The sequence below is a fragment of the Shewanella eurypsychrophilus genome (genome assembly GCF_007004545.3).
GTDB lineage: Bacteria > Pseudomonadota > Gammaproteobacteria > Enterobacterales > Shewanellaceae > Shewanella > Shewanella eurypsychrophilus.
This window is the reverse complement of record NZ_CP045503.2, coordinates 1,487,093-1,502,283: the sequence shown is the minus strand read 5'-3', so window position 1 is coordinate 1,502,283 and position 15,191 is coordinate 1,487,093. Positions and strand designations below refer to the sequence as shown.

The following is a 15,191-nucleotide window of genomic DNA, read 5'->3' as shown; positions in this document are numbered from 1 at the left end:
CCAATAAAAAAGCCACAATCAATGTGGCTTTTTTATTGGTTTAAATCTGTACGACTTGCTCTAACTTATATTAGTCAGTAACGAGTATGTAGGGTACAGAAGGCGTTCTCCCTAAAGAAAAATACCCCAGCAAATTTGCTGGGGTAAACCAAATTTAGGATGATGGTTTAAGGCTGATTTTGTTTTAGTTCTTAAAGCTCCATCAGCATCGATTCGGAACTGCAGTAACGCTAATCTGTATAAGTCTATTAAGAGGGGTCATTCTTAATACACTTATGGGTCAAATTATTCCGTATCAATCTGAAATCAATTGTATTGATTTCAGAACAAATCGCAAGACAAATACCATAGAGCATTAGTGACCAGTGAAGTACCCCTAAAGAGATCCGACCAGGAAGGCAGGCTAAGCAACTGATAAAGAACAAAAAAGCCAGAACGACATTAACGTTCTGGCTCATCGTCTTATATACGAAACAATGTTTCCTATTTAGCTAGCAAACTTATTCAAAATAAGTCTACGTTATCCAGCTAAAAATCACTTTCGCTTAGCATATAATTCAGCATAAGGCGCATCCCAATAAGGTGGAGAACCTATATGCTCTTTTATAAAATCAATAAAAGCACTGACTTTAGGCGCAAGATGTTTTCTTCTTGGGTAAACAGCCTGAAGCGGCAGGTGATTGGTCATCTGCCAATCTTGTAGTAATGGAACTAAAGTGCCCTTCTCTATTTCACCTTCGAGTAAGTAGCTGGCTAAATAGACGACTCCTAAACCACTCACCGCAGCAGTTTTTAGTGCTGGTGCATTGTCCACTCTAAAGTTACCAGAAACACCTATTTCACAATAATCCTCACCTTGCTTGAACTGCCATACACTATGTTCATGCCATTCGCCTTGGTAAACCAAACAATTATGATCCACTAACTGCTCAGGACGATCGGGTTGACCGTGCTTTTCAATATATTCAGGTGAAGCGGCGAGTAAGAACTGACACTTCATCAATGGTCTAGCAACCATACCTAAAGGTAGTTGCTCTGACATGGTTAACAAGAGATCTAAGCCTTCACTGACAACATCGACTTTATGGTCTAACAAACTGACTTGTAGCTCTAATTCTGGGTGAGTTGCCATAAATTCAGGCAAAGCAGGAATAATATGCATAGTGCCGAATGACTGTGATATCCCCACCTTCAAAACACCACGAGTAGCATCATTCAAGTTATGAACACTAGCAACTGCCTGATCTGCGTCTCTAAGTAACTCTTCACCTTGTGTGTACAATAACTGTCCAGCTTCAGTCAGACTCAAACTGCGAGTCGTCCGCTGAATCAACTGAACACCTAGCTTATGTTCAAGATCAGCTACTTGAGTACTCACTTTTGATTTAGATATCCCCAACTTTCTAGCTGCTGCACTAAAGCTGCCGGCTCTAGCTACGTGAGTAAAAATTGCGATAGGTTCCAATAGTTCTAACATGTAAATCGCCTTAAGGTGTTTACGACACTAATAATACTTACACTTTTTATAAGATAACTAGTGAATGACAAAATTAAAACACCATTCAAAACAGATACTTACTAAAAGTGAAGTACACTAAAGTAGAGTCAGATATCTGAACCACTCTAACGGATGAGGGCCAGTTGTTATTATTTTTTATAAGTATACCAAAGATTTGCGCTTTATTTCTAATACCTGATTGATAATCTTTATGCAGAAAAGGTGAAACATGCTGAAAGAAGAAAACCCCTGTATTCAATTCAAATACAGGGGCGTTGCAAATGAGGGAGGGAGCAACAAGAGTCTAAGGTATTAACGGGGTAAACCATGTATCGGCTGCGAGACTATTCGAGTAACTCCACTTTAGGAGAATCAATAAGAGGATAGTTTTCTAACTCCGGCACTTCAGTTCTTAATTTTTGCTCAAGGGCGATCAACAGCTGAAAGTCATCACACATTCTGTCTGCTCTAGCTTCAAGTTCTTGGGCTTGAGTCTCCATCTGCTGCTCAATATTTTGGCCTACGTTTTCCATTTTCTGACCAAATGCTTCCATTTTTTGCTCAAAAGAATCACCATCGCCCGCAAGCATTTCACTGCCTAAATTAACCATCATACTGCCGATAGAATTTCTAACTAATTGTTCAACTTCTTGCTCAAATTCTTCTCCAAAGGTGTCCTCTAAAGAGGATTGAGTCGCGCCAAGGTAAAACTTATCACCATTTTGATATGCGACTTTCTCAATTCTTTCTTCAAGCCCATCCATCAACTCATCGAGTTTAGCACCGGCAGCATCTCCCAATAGCGGAGTTAAAGCCATGCTCGCTGCAGTAGAGGCTATTCCAACAGCATCGTGCACTAACCCGATCACCTCAGGAACCTGACTAGACACCTCATCTTGATATTGGGTTACAAGCTGCTTTTGTTTGGCGTTTAAGGAAACCTGCTTACCTTGAACAAATAGCTTTCCCATCTCAATACGGTAAACTTCATTACCAGCATCACTCACCGCCATGACTGTTGGCTCGACAGAGATATCGTAATTTAATGCGACTTCACACTGACTATGATCGCTTGAATAGCGAGTCGATGAATACTCTTCATGAGCAGATACTGAAGTGATAGTTCCACTCGCGAATAAGACTGCGCTAATTCCTATAGACGTTGCTAATTTTCTCATCAATTTGATCCTTAAATGAATTATTCTCTTGGTGCTAGCTAATCAGTGTAGGTAAATTCTTAACCACCTTAACTATCACACTCATAATCAATATAAAGCACAAGCCATGCCAAAACACACAACAAGTTGATAACTAGATGTTTTTCACTATAGGCATAGATATTGGAGGGAAAAGTTTAGTGAATCGCACCAGTTGTTGGTCAATTCACTAACAGGAAATGTAAACTTCTCAGAAAAGAGGGAAAATTAACTTATATTGGAGAGCGTTGTAAATTTTCGCTTAAAAAATCGAACGACCTAAGGTCTGACACAGTGTCTCGAGAGCTGCTGTACCCGCGAGAGAATTACCATTATGGTCCAATTCAGGTGACCAAACACACACGGCCATATCACCAGGTATCACTGCGATGATCCCACCGCCAACACCACTCTTTCCAGGCATACCCACTCGATAAGCAAACTCACCCGCTCCATCATATAGGCCAGAAGTAGCCAGTAATGCATTCATCTGCCTTGTTTGGATCGGGGAAATGAGCTGAGTACCATCTAAACATCGACCTTTATTAGCAAGGTATAACATCGCCTTCGAAAGATCGGCGCAGCTCATCCGCATGGCACAGTAATGGAAATAACTGCGTAAAACCGTATCGACATCATTATTAAAGTTGCCGAAGGATTTCATTAAGTAAGCAATTGCGGCATTTCGAGCACTATGTTCAAACTCCGATGAAGCAACCATTTTGTCTGAAATAAGCGAAGGGTTAGTACTTAAGCCACGAATTAGCTCTATCATTCTATGCTTTGGCGCACCTAATCGTGCCTGCAACAGATCGGCAATGACTAAGGCACCCGCGTTAATAAAAGGATTTCTCGGTAAACCTCGTTCAAGCTCAACCTGCACTAAAGAGTTAAAAGACTGCCCCGAAGGTTCTTTACCTACACGAGACCAGATCTCCTGCTCTTCATAAAGTGTTAACGCTAAGGTTAAGCTAAAAACTTTAGAGATACTCTGAATGGAAAAAGGTTCAAGGTAATCACCAGCACCGATAGTCGTGCCATCGATGCTGGTAACTGCGATACCTATTTTATTTGGGTTAACCCCTGCCAACGCTGGAATATAGTCAGCCACTTTACCTTGGCCAAGCAGGGGCCGAACTTTATCGACCACCTGCTCGAGTAGTGCAAGTTCAGGCACTAACTCCACCAAATATCATACAGTTCACCAACAGTAACATTTGATACGGCTTTGCCTTGCCAAAAATCACTGGCAGCGGCGCGGTCTTCTTCAGTGCATTTACCTATTTCCTGAGTCGCAATGATCCCTTCCCACTCTTTATGGCCACCACCATGAAAACCAAGCTGACGTGGATCGATCACTTCATTGATAAACTCGTCGACGAGTGTATCAATCTGCTCTTCTGATACAGACTTATCGAAAGACCAGTTAATATCAAAACCAAACTCTTGAAATTCATCAACGCGTAATTTTTTGCGTAAACGACGACTGCGTGTTGCCATAGTATTTTCCACCTTTGTATTTAAATAACCAATAAAAAAAACATTCTTCGAAAGTGTTAATTGGGCTCAATAACCCAAGTCTCAGCAAATTTAATCAATACGCTCGAACATAAGATCCCAAACACCATGACCTAATCTGTGGCCTCTGGCCTCGAACTTAGTCAATGGTCTATGCTCTGGACGTTTAACAACATCGCCAGTCACTGATTGATTTTGATAGCCTTCGGCAGCGCCCAGCACTTCAAGCATATGCTCACTGTAGTTTTCCCAATCTGTTGCCAGATGAAAAACACCACCGACTTGTAACGTATTACGGATCATCTGTGCAAATTCTGGTTGCACAATACGGCGCTTGTGATGACGCTTCTTATGCCAAGGATCGGGGAAAAACAGCTGCACGCGGGCCAATGAACCTGGCTTGATACTGTTTTCTAAAACTTCTACAGCATCATGATGATAGACACGCAAGTTAGTCACGCCAGCCTCTGCTGCATCCGACAAACACGCTCCTACACCAGGCTTATGAACTTCAATACCAATAAAGTTTAATTCTGGCGAGGCCTTAGCCATCTCAACTAAAGAGGCTCCCATACCAAAACCGATTTCTAGTACCGTATCAGCTTCTCTGCCAAAAATACCGGCCAAATCAATAGGCTCTGGAGAGTAATCTAGTCCCATTGATGGCCACTGCTGTTCCATCGCGGTAGTCTGACCTTTAGTCAATCGGCCTTCTCTTAATACAAAGCTTCTTACTTTGCGAAGGTACTTACCTTCTTCATTAAATTCCGCGGTTGTCACGTCGCTCATTGTCGCCCTCTGTCATGGCAGGATTAATAGAAAAGAAGGGCATTATCCAAAGATTATTAGCCAGTGCAAGCCCTAGTTAACTTAATCGCATTAAGAATAAGTGAGCAAAGTATACCAAGTTTCTCAAAACCTGCGAAATTCAGTGCTTTTAAGGCGATCAATTATCTGTTCCTAACGGGATCTCGGCTTGTTAAAATATAGATAGCTAGATAGACTGCTCCCATAAAACTATCGCTCACTTCACATTTCTTAAAAGTCAGTATCACTATGCCCTCTGTCACAATGCCAAAATCAAAGTCTGCATCTTTTTCCGACCGCATCATTCGTTGGTACGACAAATGTGGGCGCAAGCACCTTCCCTGGCAAGAGGAGAAAACCCCTTATAAGGTTTGGGTGTCGGAGATCATGCTACAACAAACTCAGGTCAGTACAGTGATCCCATATTACCTAAAGTTTATGCAGCGATTTCCTGATATAGATACACTCGCAAATGCCCCTCAAGATGAAGTGTTGCACTATTGGACTGGACTAGGCTACTACGCCAGAGCACGTAACTTACATAAATCTGCTCAAACCATACGTGACAATCATGGCTCTATATTTCCAAATGACTTTGAACAGGTTCTTTCATTGCCCGGGATCGGCCGCTCAACAGCTGGAGCCGTGCTATCTCTAGCACTTGCTCAACACCATTCAATACTGGATGGCAATGTAAAGCGAGTTCTTGCTCGTCATGGCGCCATAGAAGGCTGGCCAGGTAAGAAGCCTGTTGAAAACCAACTCTGGGAACTAACAGATACATTAACGCCCAAGGTCGATGTTCAAAAATATAATCAAGCGATGATGGATATCGGCGCCTCTGTTTGCTCCCGCTCTAAGCCACTATGCATTGAATGCCCTGTTGCAATTGATTGCCAGGCACAACTGAGTGGACGCCAATCTGAGTTTCCAGGAAAAAAACCTAAAAAGACGATTCCTGAAAAAGCCGCCTTTATGCTGGTGTTATCCAAGGGCGATGAAGTCATTCTCGAAAAGAGACCACCTTCTGGTATATGGGGAGGACTTTGGTGCTTCCCTGAGTTTTCTTCAAGAGAGCAAGTAAATGACTATTTACTCGTTAATGGCTTACATGTATCACAAGAGGAGTTTCTACCCGGCTTTAGACATACCTTCAGCCACTTCCATCTGGATATCAGCCCAATTTATGTTGAAGTAAAAAGCAGTCAAGACAACCGGATCATGGAAGATAAGCTCTCACTCTGGTATAACTTACCCAATCCCCCTAAAGTTGGTTTAGCAGCAGCGACTGAACGCATTCTTGCCAGCTTAGGTTCTGTATTAATTAAGGAGTAATCATGGCTCGCACTGTTAACTGCGTCTATCTGAAAAAAGAATCTGAAGGCCTTGGATTTCAGCTATACCCTGGTGAGCTAGGCAAGCGTATTTTCGATAATGTCAGCAAAGAAGCTTGGGCTCTTTGGCAATCAAAGCAAACTATGCTGATCAACGAAAAGAAGCTGAATATGATGAATGTTGAAGACCGTAAGTTTCTCGAAGAACAGATGGTCAACTTTTTATTCGAAGGTAAAGACGTAGAAATTGAAGGCTTTGTGCCAGAGAAAAACGACGAATAGAATGTGAGTTAACTTCAATAGACTCTAATAAAAAAGCGCCAGTCAGGCGCTTTTTTATGGCTCATTATAAAAGGGCTATTACTGTCTGATACCTTCAACCACAATGGCTAACTGAACATGAGAAGAAGCAGGCCCTAAATCCATCTTGATGTCGTAATCTTTCAAGGCAAACTCAGCGCTTCCGCTAAAACCTGCACGATAGCCCCCCCAAGGATCTTGCCCTTCACCAATAGTTTTGGCTTGTATCGTAAGCGGCTTAGTTACGCCATTGAGCGTGAAATCACCATTAAGTAAGAAGTTACCTTCTCCTTTGTCAACGATAGTGGTCGACTTAAAGCTGGCTTGTGGAAATGTTGCTGTATTGAGAAAGTCAGCACTACGCAGGTGCTTGTCTCGCTCGGCATGGTTAGAATCGAGACTGGCAGTTTTAATCGTCACATTCACATGTCCATCAGCGAGCTTTTTGCCGTCGAAACTAAAATCCCCCTCGAATTCATTGAAACGTCCCACCACGAAACTATAACCCAAATGGCTAACTTTGAAGTCGATAGACGCATGAGCGCCCTGAGTATCGATAACATAATCTGTTGCCGATGCCCCAGCACTCATTAATACTGCAGAGGAAAGAACGCTTGTTAGCAGTGCTGTTGATAATAGTGTTTTTTTCATATTTCTATCTTCCTTTTAACTGTTTCTAAGCTTCTGCTTATTTAAATGGCTATTTTAAAACCGTGATCATTCTTACCAGTGTTGAATCTTTATCAAAAAAGTGGTGTTTAAATGCTCCCAACATATGTATGACGACAAGACCAATCAGACTGTAAGCGGCAAACTGATGAACTAAACCGGCAATATCGGCCTGACTAGCGAACAACTCTCCGGCTCCGGGAACCTCAAACAGATTAAAAACACTTATACCCCGTCCATCAGCTGTAGAGATAAGATATCCACTACTCATAATCAAAAGCAGTAACAAGTAGATAGCACCATGAGCCAGGTGCCCGGCTTTAACTTCCCAGTTTTTATGTTCGCTCAATGCTGCAGGTTTGGGATTAGTAAACTTCCAAGCCATTCTCGCAATCGTTAAGATAAACAATATTATGCCGACGCTTTTATGTAGATCTGGTGCTGTTTTATACCAGCTGCTGTAATAGGTTAGTTCAACCATCCAAACCCCAGCAGCAAACAGGCCTATGACAGCGATTGCCGATATCCAATGAACCAAGATAGCTGTGAGCCCATAGGATTTTTCTGTATTACGAAACATGACAGACCTTATGAATAACGAGTGATTAACTTATGCCCTACATAATACGTTCTATTTTTAAAACTAAAATCTCTAAATATTGTCGATAAAGGTTTAAATTTTCGAACGGTTAGCCAATACCCAGCTATTTCCTCCTAAATCCCCTCTTAATAAAGAATAGCGATCAAGAACCTAGCTATCTAAACCTTCAACCATCTAAAATGGTTCAAACTTGGACATATTGACAATTTTTACGGTTAAACTAATCAGCCATCTAGCTGAGCTTGGACATTAACTAACCGAACAGTATATTTATGACGAAAAAGCACTTGCAGGAAATCAGAGTGCGCTATAAGATACGCGCACTCCAAACGACAAGGGCATTAACAACCCTATTTAGAGTTTGTTTGTAGTAGTTAACTAACGCTTAGTTTAGTTGCCCGAATAGCTCAGTCGGTAGAGCAGAGGATTGAAAATCCTCGTGTCCCTGGTTCGATTCCGGGTTCGGGCACCAACATTTAGCCGGCATAGCTCAGTTGGTAGAGCAACTGACTTGTAATCAGTAGGTCCCGAGTTCGACTCTTGGTGCCGGCACCATACAATAAAAAAGCCTCAACTTTAGTTGGGGCTTTTTTATGTCTAAATTTTATGGATTTATGGATAGAAGGATGAAAGTGCAAGCGGGCATAGCTCAGTTGGTAGAGCAACTGACTGACTCTTTACACAAGCAGCAGTAGGTCCCCTTCTTTCATAAATAGCCGACTCTTGGTGCCGGCACCATATACGATGAAGCCACTCTTTTGAGTGGCTTTTTTGTATCTGCTTTTTATCTAAGTGAAACAATGAGCCCTATTAGCTGAATTTAATCAGTAGGTTACTTCCACCGGAGCTTCGACTCTTGGTGCCGGCACCACCTCTTTACAAATAAAGAGAAAAGCCTCGACATTGTTCGGGGCTTTTTTATGTCTGATTTTTTTGGATTTATGGATAAAAGGATGAAAGTGCAAGCCGGCATAGCTCAGTTGGTAGAGCAACTGACTTACTCGCTAAATCTCAGCAATATAAGAGCAGCAGTAGGTCCCCTTCTTTCATAAATAGCCGACTCTTGGTGCTGGCTTAATCAAAAGTGAAGAACAAGCAAGCCACTTTAATTAGTGGCTTTTTTGTATCTATAATTCCCTTCTCGAAACGAATTACAGCTCAAGCCGGCATAGCTAATTTGGTGGAGCTTAGTAGGTAGAACTACTGACTCTTTACACAAACGGCTGTAGGTCCCTATTCTTCTATATCCTGTAACCAAAGAGCATGAGCCGACTTTAGAAGTTCTAGCTTTTATTCGGCTCTCTAGGCAAATAGGAACCTTAACTAGGGCTAAAATACTGCCCGTGGAATTCTTGATTGTTCAGTTTTTGACAGCTTAAACAAATTTGATTAAAAAGGGCTTGCACCGCCAAGAACATAACTATATTATACGCGCACTCCAAACGAGACAGGGCTTACAGCTCAAGAGTTAAACCTAGGTTTAATGCTTGTTTGAAGTAGATAGCTAATACTTAGTTTAGCTGCCCGAATAGCTCAGTCGGTAGAGCAGAGGATTGAAAATCCTCGTGTCCCTGGTTCGATTCCGGGTTCGGGCACCAACATTTAGCCGGCATAGCTCAGTTGTTTGAGTTGTGACTGGTAATCAAATAGATTACTCCCGAGTTTTTATTTGAAGTAAGATAAGCCGGCATAGCTCAGTTGGTAGAGCAACTGACTTGTAATCAGTAGGTCCCGAGTTCGACTCTTGGTGCCGGCACCATACAATAAAAAAGCCTCAACTTTAGTTGGGGCTTTTTTATGTCTAAATTTTATGGATTTATGGATAGAAGGATGAAAGTGCAAGCGGGCATAGCTCAGTTGGTAGAGCAACTGACTGACTCTTTACACAAGCAGCAGTAGGTCCCCTTAGCCGACTCTTGGTGCCGGCACCATATACGATGAAGCCACTCTTTTGAGTGGCTTTTTTGTATCTGGAATTTGTGGATAGAAGAATAAAAGCTCACGCCGGCATAGCTCAATTGGTAGGGCTCGTGTAAAGAGCAACTTAGTGACTTGCTAAATCTTAGCAATATACGAGCAGCAGTAGATCCCTTCCTATGGCAAAAGGCCGACTCTAGGTGCCCGTATAGCCATTAATAGCTAAAGTATTTGCTCTATCACCCTAAGAGCCTGAGACTCCCTACTCACTGGGAGCCTTACTTTCAGTCTCAACTAAATCAGCCCCTATTCAGCTCCTAGAACCTAGGGCCTATAACCTAGAATCTAGAACCTAGAATCTAGAACCTTTAGATAAATTTACCAGACACAAAAAAAGGAGCCTTAGGCTCCTTTCTATTACTGATAACTCTTTTTAGGTGCTACTTCCAGCTTTTCATTTTATGGCCTTTCACCGCATAGAAAAGGATAAACAGGTAACAAGGGAACATCACCATATAGCCACCTTGAATACCTAAAGGTGTTGCTGAGCTGGTTAAGCCCCAGAACAGTGGCCCGAATGCGCCACCAGCAATACCCATGACTAGAAGTGCAGAACCCGTACTTGTTAACTTGCCCATGCCCGAGAGTGCTAACGGCCATACCGCTGGCCATACTATGGCATTAGCCAAACCAAGTAGCGCAATCATCAACAAGGTATCGGGTAACTGAGCGCCACCAAACGGAACTAATACTAGGTTTGCAATTGCATAAGACTCATTGTCACCGAATAAGATCCCTAGCGTCAGCACCATGCCTAAAATGGCTGAGACCATTAATGCTTTTGGCTGTGAGATAAAACGAGGAATCGTTAAGATGCCGATGATATAGCCGACAACCATACAGATCATGGTATACGAGGTCATCACACCATAGCTTTCAATGCCAAGTGATAGTGCGAATGTGCCAATCGTGTCACCAGCTATCACCTCCACTGCAACATAAAAGAAGAGGGCTACAACACCTAATGCTAAATTGGGATGAGATAATGCTTCTCTCGTATGCCCTTTACCACTAGTTTCCACATCATCTTCTTCATTCTCCAGTTCAGGGAGAGATGATTTCTTAACTAAAACAGCTAATAGACCAATGAATAAAGCCATACCTAGATAAGGAAATACCAAACTATTGGCCATCTCATCAATATGCGCTTGAGTCAGATCCATCCCCACTCGGTCTCTGAAGCTATCAAGAATTAGGGCACTAAATACTAGTGGTGCGATAACACCTGCACCCTTGTTCAATATTCCCATCACACTGACTCGTGCTGCGGCAGACTCCTCAGGACCAAGGCGAACAACATAAGGGTTAACAGCAGTCTGAAGCAAGGTTTGCCCTGCTCCCATTACTAGCTGGGCAAATAAGAACAAGCCAAAGATTTGCGTCTTAGCCGCAGGAATAAATAGCAGGCCAGCAATCATCATGATCCCCATGCCTAACGCCATTCCGGTTTTATATCCAACCTTTCTTATCAACCACGCCGAGGGTAGTGCAGTAAAAGTCACTGCAATATAAAACGAAAATAGAATGAGAGATGCTTGGAGGGGGGTTAACTGAAGGATTTGTTTCAAATAGGGCATCAACGAGCCATTGAGCCAGGTCGCGAACCCTAAAATGAAAAACAGTCCGGCGACAATTGCCATCGGGATAAAGTTACTGCGTTTACTTTCACTCTTTACTGTCATTTCCATAAGCCTGCTTCTTATAATTTTATTGTAGATATCGGTACAGTTAATATATCTTTAACATTTATACACTAGATTTATAGTCAAAAGCCCAAAACCACTTCTCTATCAAGAGAAAATACTGACTTTGTTTCATTGATGTTAAAACATAAAAGCAAAAAAGACAACGCTGTCATTTTCGCTTTTTATCCAATTCCCTGCTAAAGCGCCGATTTAATGAGTTAAAAAACATTCAAGTTTTACCGCTTAAGACTTAAACCTTAATGAAAATACCGCGTTTATACATCCAGCAGAGTAGTAGCCATTGCACTAATAACAGTGCAACCACTGCAGCTAACGCTTGTGCCGATGCAGGGAAAGCATTGACGACTCCCCCAAAAAGGCTTTTGGAAATATATGTCCAATTTACTATGCTCGAAGCTAAATAGATGATGATGGCATTACAGCCTATCACCACAAAAGGAAATGCAATTTTTTGCCATTTAAGCACATCCACCAATGCATAAAAAACGGCTAGTAATATGATGCTCCAGCCGGTAGTCACTAGCGCGAAAGAGCTGGTCCAGAGATCTTTATTCACGGGGATGACCAAATCGACCAACCAACCTAAAGCTAGAGTAAAGGCTCCAGCAAGCAGCAAATAAGCCACTTTAGCCCACTCTCCCCTCCTATGTTCCTTAACGATATAATGACCAACAAAGACCCCAGCCATCGCATTGGCTATCGCAGGAATAGTCGACAAGATCCCTTCTGGATCTAAGGCTCTATTCTGGTAGGTGATCCCGGGTAAAAAGTGCGTATCGACATAAGCATTGATCGTGTCTTGTGGGGTAAACACGCCGGCAGTTCCACCAGGGAATGGCATAAATAGCTGCATAAGCCCATAGCCGATGACAATACCTAAGGTGACACATAGCTGAGTTCTTAAGCTGGTATGCCAGACTAACATGGCAGCGAAGAACCAGGCGAAAGCGATACGCCCCAAAACACTGGCGTATCGTACTTCATCTATGGCAACTGGCGCTCCTGTGCCCCATCCATGGTTATAGAGCACACCGAAGAAAAGTAACAACAAGAGTCGTTTCACTGAATGCTTATAGAGTGGCATTCTCTGGGCTATAGGTAGTTTATCTAAGCGTTTAGGAGATAACCCAAGTGCAACGCCTGAGAGGAAAATAAATAAAGGGAATATTAGATCGTAAAAGGTGAATCCGTGCCATTGACTATGGTGCATCTGAGCATCGGCAAACTTCCAGCCTTGCCAACTGGTCCAGGCGAGTAAGCCGGCAAAGAGTGCCTCACCGCCTAAAATCCAGAACATATCGAAGCCCCTTAGCGCATCGAGTGACATCAATCTGCGTTTGGGGCCTTTAGCAAGACTCGCTTCCATGACAATTTCCCTCTATTTTTCGTTATTATTACTTCACTATTTTTATTGTTCTTTTATATACAGACTCTAGATAATATAAAGCCCTAGACGACTAGGGCTTTATATTAATCGGTAACACTAGGCCTTGAAAACAGATGTACCGCCTATCAATGTCTGCTGTACCTTCAGGTCATCGTTGAGCAACACTAAATCCGCTCGGCTACCTACACTTATTTGTCCCTGCCTTTTGGCTAATCCTAGATACTCAGCTGGGTATAAAGATCCCATACGAATCGCTTCATCTAAGGGTAAACCTAACATTTTGACCGTATTTCTAACCGCACCCGCCATGTCTAATACACAACCAGCCAGCTCACCCGTCACGGCGTTTAATCTAGACCCCTGACGTATGACCTGAGTACCGAAGAGCTCGAAACTCGTTTCCTCTTCGAGACCTACAGGTGGCATAGCGTCTGTGACTAACATAACCTTGCCTCTTGGCTTAGCGTAAATTGCCACTCTAGCCGCGGCTGCATGGACATGGTGACCATCGACAATGAGTCCGCACCAGGCATCTCGGCTTTCCAGTGCCGCACCGACCATACCTGGCTCACGCGAACCAAAGGGAGACATGGCATTAAAGAGATGTGTGAAGCCTGTGGCCCCAGCTTCTAACGCAGCAACGACTGTTTCATAATCGGCATTAGAGTGACCGAGGCAGACTCTGACATCGGCAGCGACTAAGGCTTTAATCACATCCACCGACACATTTTCAGGCGCTAAGGTAACGATTTTTATCCCCAGATCGCTACGACTGAATATCTCTAATTCAGCATCAGAAATTCGACGAATATGAGACTCTGGATGGACGCCCTTTTTCGGAACAGACAGATGTGGACCTTCAAAATGCACACCTAAAACCCCGGCACTTCCTTTAACCAATGAAGCAGCAACGGCATCAGCCGCTCGGCTCATGACATTGACATCGTCGGTAATTAATGTGGGTAAGAAGCCTGTGGTACCGAATTGTGCATGCGCGCTGCCGATAGTCTCTATGCACTCAACTGAGGGGTCGCCGTTAAATAATGCACCTCCGCCGCCATTAACCTGCACATCGATAAATCCGGGAACCAAGGTCCCATCGACTGAGATTTCTGTTGCACCAGCGACAGTATCCAAGGCAAGGATATGACCATCCTCTATCGTGATAGGCAGATTATGATGAAACTGTTCACCATCAAATACCCGCTTAGCAATTATTGTCTGTTTCATGTCTACTTGATCCTAAACTTTTGACGCGCAAAATAGGTCGCCCCAAGCTCAGGAGGAGCTAACGTTGGTGATAGCTTAGCGATAACATCGCTATCTAACCAAGGCGCCAAGGGCTCGGCTAACCCACCTATCATAGAAAAACGCGGAGGATTCACTTCGAATAGTTTACGAGCGAGATCACTGATATAAGCCGCCCCCTCTTTAACGATTCCTTTGGCTACATGATCTTGCTCATTAGCACATTCAAGCACGGTTCTGGCTAGCTTGGCATACACACTGGAAGTTTGACCCGCCAGGTTTTCAACTATGCCCATAGCATCATGAACTTTGAAGTGATTGAGAATACGCTCCGTCAATAGAGTCTTTTCTGCGAAACCATCGAGATGTAACAGAGCTTGCTCGGCTGCCTTTAATCCTAACCAAGCGCCGCTGCCTTTGTCACCCAGAGCGAAGCCATGACCGCCAAGACACAGGTGCTTATCATCGACATTAGCATATCCGCAGGAACCTGTGCCCGTGATGATCACCGCACCTTCGCCGCCACGATGTGCGCCGATACAAGCGGTATGCAGATCCGTGGTAACAAACATATCGGCAAACGGATGTTTCCAGTTAACGATATCTTGATAAAGCCTAGGGACATTCACTCCCGCAAGTCCGACTCCGGCAACGAGTGCCCTACTGTCGCTTAAGCTCATTCCGGCATCTTTTAACGCAAGCTCGGTCGACATCTGAATAGATTCAAATGTTTGTGATAAGCCGTGAAGTGGATTTGCTCGCCCAGCGACACCAGTTCCAATTACACTATCTTCGCTAGAGTAAATTGTTGCTCTGCATTTACTGCCGCCACCATCAATACCTATAAACAACGGTCTCTCCTTCGTCTGGTTCACACTCATACAGACCTCATTCACAGTTTTTTTATCCAAGGTTTATCGCTACGCGCAATACCTTGCTCACTGACTAAG

13 protein-coding genes and 7 tRNA genes are annotated in these 15,191 nt (G+C 43.3%); 9 read left to right on the top strand and 11 right to left on the bottom strand.

Translation table 11 applies throughout. The features are described from left to right. Positions 1–535 precede the first annotated feature (535 nt). The 5 genes from FM038_RS06315 to trmB form a co-directional block, all read right to left on the bottom strand. Positions 536–1,477, bottom strand: coding sequence for a LysR family transcriptional regulator (locus FM038_RS06315; protein WP_142872466.1), 942 nt, complete (start codon positions 1,475–1,477; stop codon positions 536–538). 365 nt (positions 1,478–1,842) lie between these two features. Beyond that, the gene (locus FM038_RS06310) at positions 1,843–2,676 is read right to left on the bottom strand and encodes a YggN family protein (protein ID WP_142872465.1); all 834 of its coding nucleotides are present in this window, start codon (positions 2,674–2,676) and stop codon (positions 1,843–1,845) included. 280 nt (positions 2,677–2,956) lie between these two features. Continuing rightward, positions 2,957–3,871: a glutaminase B gene (gene glsB, locus FM038_RS06305; protein ID WP_142872464.1), complete on the bottom strand. Its 915-nt coding sequence runs from the start codon at positions 3,869–3,871 to the stop codon at positions 2,957–2,959. Then, positions 3,871–4,194, bottom strand: coding sequence for a 50S ribosome-binding protein YggL (locus tag FM038_RS06300; protein WP_142872463.1), 324 nt, complete (start codon positions 4,192–4,194; stop codon positions 3,871–3,873). Before FM038_RS06300 ends, glsB begins: the two co-directional genes overlap by 1 nt. 90 nt (positions 4,195–4,284) lie before the next feature. Beyond that, a complete protein-coding gene (gene trmB / locus FM038_RS06295; protein WP_142872462.1) occupies positions 4,285–5,001 on the bottom strand; it encodes a tRNA (guanosine(46)-N7)-methyltransferase TrmB in 717 nt (238 codons plus the stop codon). Positions 5,002–5,268: 267 nt separating this feature from the next. Here trmB and mutY point away from each other — a divergent pair, with 267 nt between their 5' ends. Then, on the top strand, positions 5,269–6,354 hold the full coding sequence (mutY, locus tag FM038_RS06290; protein ID WP_142872461.1) for an A/G-specific adenine glycosylase: 1,086 nt from the start codon (positions 5,269–5,271) through the stop codon (positions 6,352–6,354). Positions 6,355–6,356: 2 nt separating this feature from the next. Then, positions 6,357–6,635: an oxidative damage protection protein gene (locus tag FM038_RS06285; RefSeq protein WP_142872460.1), complete on the top strand. Its 279-nt coding sequence runs from the start codon at positions 6,357–6,359 to the stop codon at positions 6,633–6,635. Positions 6,636–6,713: 78 nt separating this feature from the next. Here FM038_RS06285 and FM038_RS06280 read toward each other — a convergent pair whose 3' ends face one another. Then, positions 6,714–7,304 (bottom strand): YceI family protein, encoded by a 591-nt coding sequence (locus tag FM038_RS06280; RefSeq protein WP_195873217.1) that lies wholly within the window; start codon positions 7,302–7,304, stop codon positions 6,714–6,716. A 49-nt stretch (positions 7,305–7,353) separates the two neighbouring features. Further along, complete coding sequence (locus FM038_RS06275; RefSeq protein WP_142872459.1) at positions 7,354–7,902, bottom strand: cytochrome b; 549 nt, start codon at positions 7,900–7,902, stop codon at positions 7,354–7,356. 417 nt (positions 7,903–8,319) lie between these two features. Here FM038_RS06275 and FM038_RS06270 point away from each other — a divergent pair. The 7 genes from FM038_RS06270 to FM038_RS06240 all read left to right on the top strand — a co-directional run bounded on the left by FM038_RS06270 (position 8,320) and on the right by FM038_RS06240 (position 9,854). After that, positions 8,320–8,395: transfer RNA gene (locus FM038_RS06270), tRNA-Phe, on the top strand. 7 nt (positions 8,396–8,402) lie between these two features. Next, positions 8,403–8,478, top strand: a tRNA-Thr gene (locus tag FM038_RS06265). Between the two features lie 83 nt (positions 8,479–8,561). Next, positions 8,562–8,661: transfer RNA gene (locus FM038_RS06260), tRNA-OTHER, on the top strand. A 227-nt stretch (positions 8,662–8,888) separates the two neighbouring features. Continuing rightward, positions 8,889–8,998: transfer RNA gene (locus FM038_RS06255), tRNA-OTHER, on the top strand. A 447-nt stretch (positions 8,999–9,445) separates the two neighbouring features. Further along, a tRNA-Phe gene (locus FM038_RS06250) sits at positions 9,446–9,521 on the top strand. 85 nt (positions 9,522–9,606) lie between these two features. Then, positions 9,607–9,682 (top strand) — tRNA-Thr (locus FM038_RS06245). Positions 9,683–9,765: 83 nt separating this feature from the next. Then, a tRNA-OTHER gene (locus tag FM038_RS06240) sits at positions 9,766–9,854 on the top strand. A gap of 426 nt (positions 9,855–10,280) precedes the next feature. On the opposite strand, the gene nagP is transcribed toward FM038_RS06240, so the two are convergent. The 4 genes from nagP to nagK form a co-directional block, all read right to left on the bottom strand. Then, positions 10,281–11,588: an N-acetylglucosamine MFS transporter NagP gene (gene nagP / locus FM038_RS06235; protein WP_185965765.1), complete on the bottom strand. Its 1,308-nt coding sequence runs from the start codon at positions 11,586–11,588 to the stop codon at positions 10,281–10,283. A 247-nt stretch (positions 11,589–11,835) separates the two neighbouring features. Continuing rightward, positions 11,836–12,972, bottom strand: a complete 1,137-nt coding sequence (nagX, locus tag FM038_RS06230) for a transmembrane glucosamine N-acetyltransferase NagX (protein WP_142872458.1) — start codon at positions 12,970–12,972, stop codon at positions 11,836–11,838. A gap of 117 nt (positions 12,973–13,089) precedes the next feature. Further along, entirely contained in the window at positions 13,090–14,223 is a 1,134-nt protein-coding gene (gene nagA / locus FM038_RS06225; RefSeq protein ID WP_142872457.1) for an N-acetylglucosamine-6-phosphate deacetylase, read from the bottom strand. Positions 14,224–14,225: 2 nt separating this feature from the next. Further along, entirely contained in the window at positions 14,226–15,122 is an 897-nt protein-coding gene (gene nagK / locus FM038_RS06220) for an N-acetylglucosamine kinase (RefSeq protein WP_142872456.1), read from the bottom strand. Positions 15,123–15,191: the final 69 nt, after the last annotated feature.

Bases quoted from the DNA above. Each gene is read 5' to 3' on its own strand.
- FM038_RS06315 (WP_142872466.1), bottom strand. From the start codon at position 1,477: ATGTTAGAACTATTGGAACCTATCGCAATTTTTACTCACGTAGCTAGA.
- FM038_RS06310 (WP_142872465.1), bottom strand. From the start codon at position 2,676: ATGAGAAAATTAGCAACGTCTATAGGAATTAGCGCAGTCTTATTCGCG.
- FM038_RS06300 (WP_142872463.1), bottom strand. From the start codon at position 4,194: ATGGCAACACGCAGTCGTCGTTTACGCAAAAAATTACGCGTTGATGAA.
- trmB (WP_142872462.1), bottom strand. From the start codon at position 5,001: ATGAGCGACGTGACAACCGCGGAATTTAATGAAGAAGGTAAGTACCTT.
- mutY (WP_142872461.1), top strand. From the start codon at position 5,269: ATGCCCTCTGTCACAATGCCAAAATCAAAGTCTGCATCTTTTTCCGAC.
- FM038_RS06285 (WP_142872460.1), top strand. From the start codon at position 6,357: ATGGCTCGCACTGTTAACTGCGTCTATCTGAAAAAAGAATCTGAAGGC.
- FM038_RS06280 (WP_195873217.1), bottom strand. From the start codon at position 7,304: ATGAAAAAAACACTATTATCAACAGCACTGCTAACAAGCGTTCTTTCC.
- FM038_RS06275 (WP_142872459.1), bottom strand. From the start codon at position 7,902: ATGTTTCGTAATACAGAAAAATCCTATGGGCTCACAGCTATCTTGGTT.
- nagP (WP_185965765.1), bottom strand. From the start codon at position 11,588: ATGGAAATGACAGTAAAGAGTGAAAGTAAACGCAGTAACTTTATCCCG.
- nagX (WP_142872458.1), bottom strand. From the start codon at position 12,972: ATGGAAGCGAGTCTTGCTAAAGGCCCCAAACGCAGATTGATGTCACTC.
- nagA (WP_142872457.1), bottom strand. From the start codon at position 14,223: ATGAAACAGACAATAATTGCTAAGCGGGTATTTGATGGTGAACAGTTT.
- nagK (WP_142872456.1), bottom strand. From the start codon at position 15,122: ATGAGTGTGAACCAGACGAAGGAGAGACCGTTGTTTATAGGTATTGAT.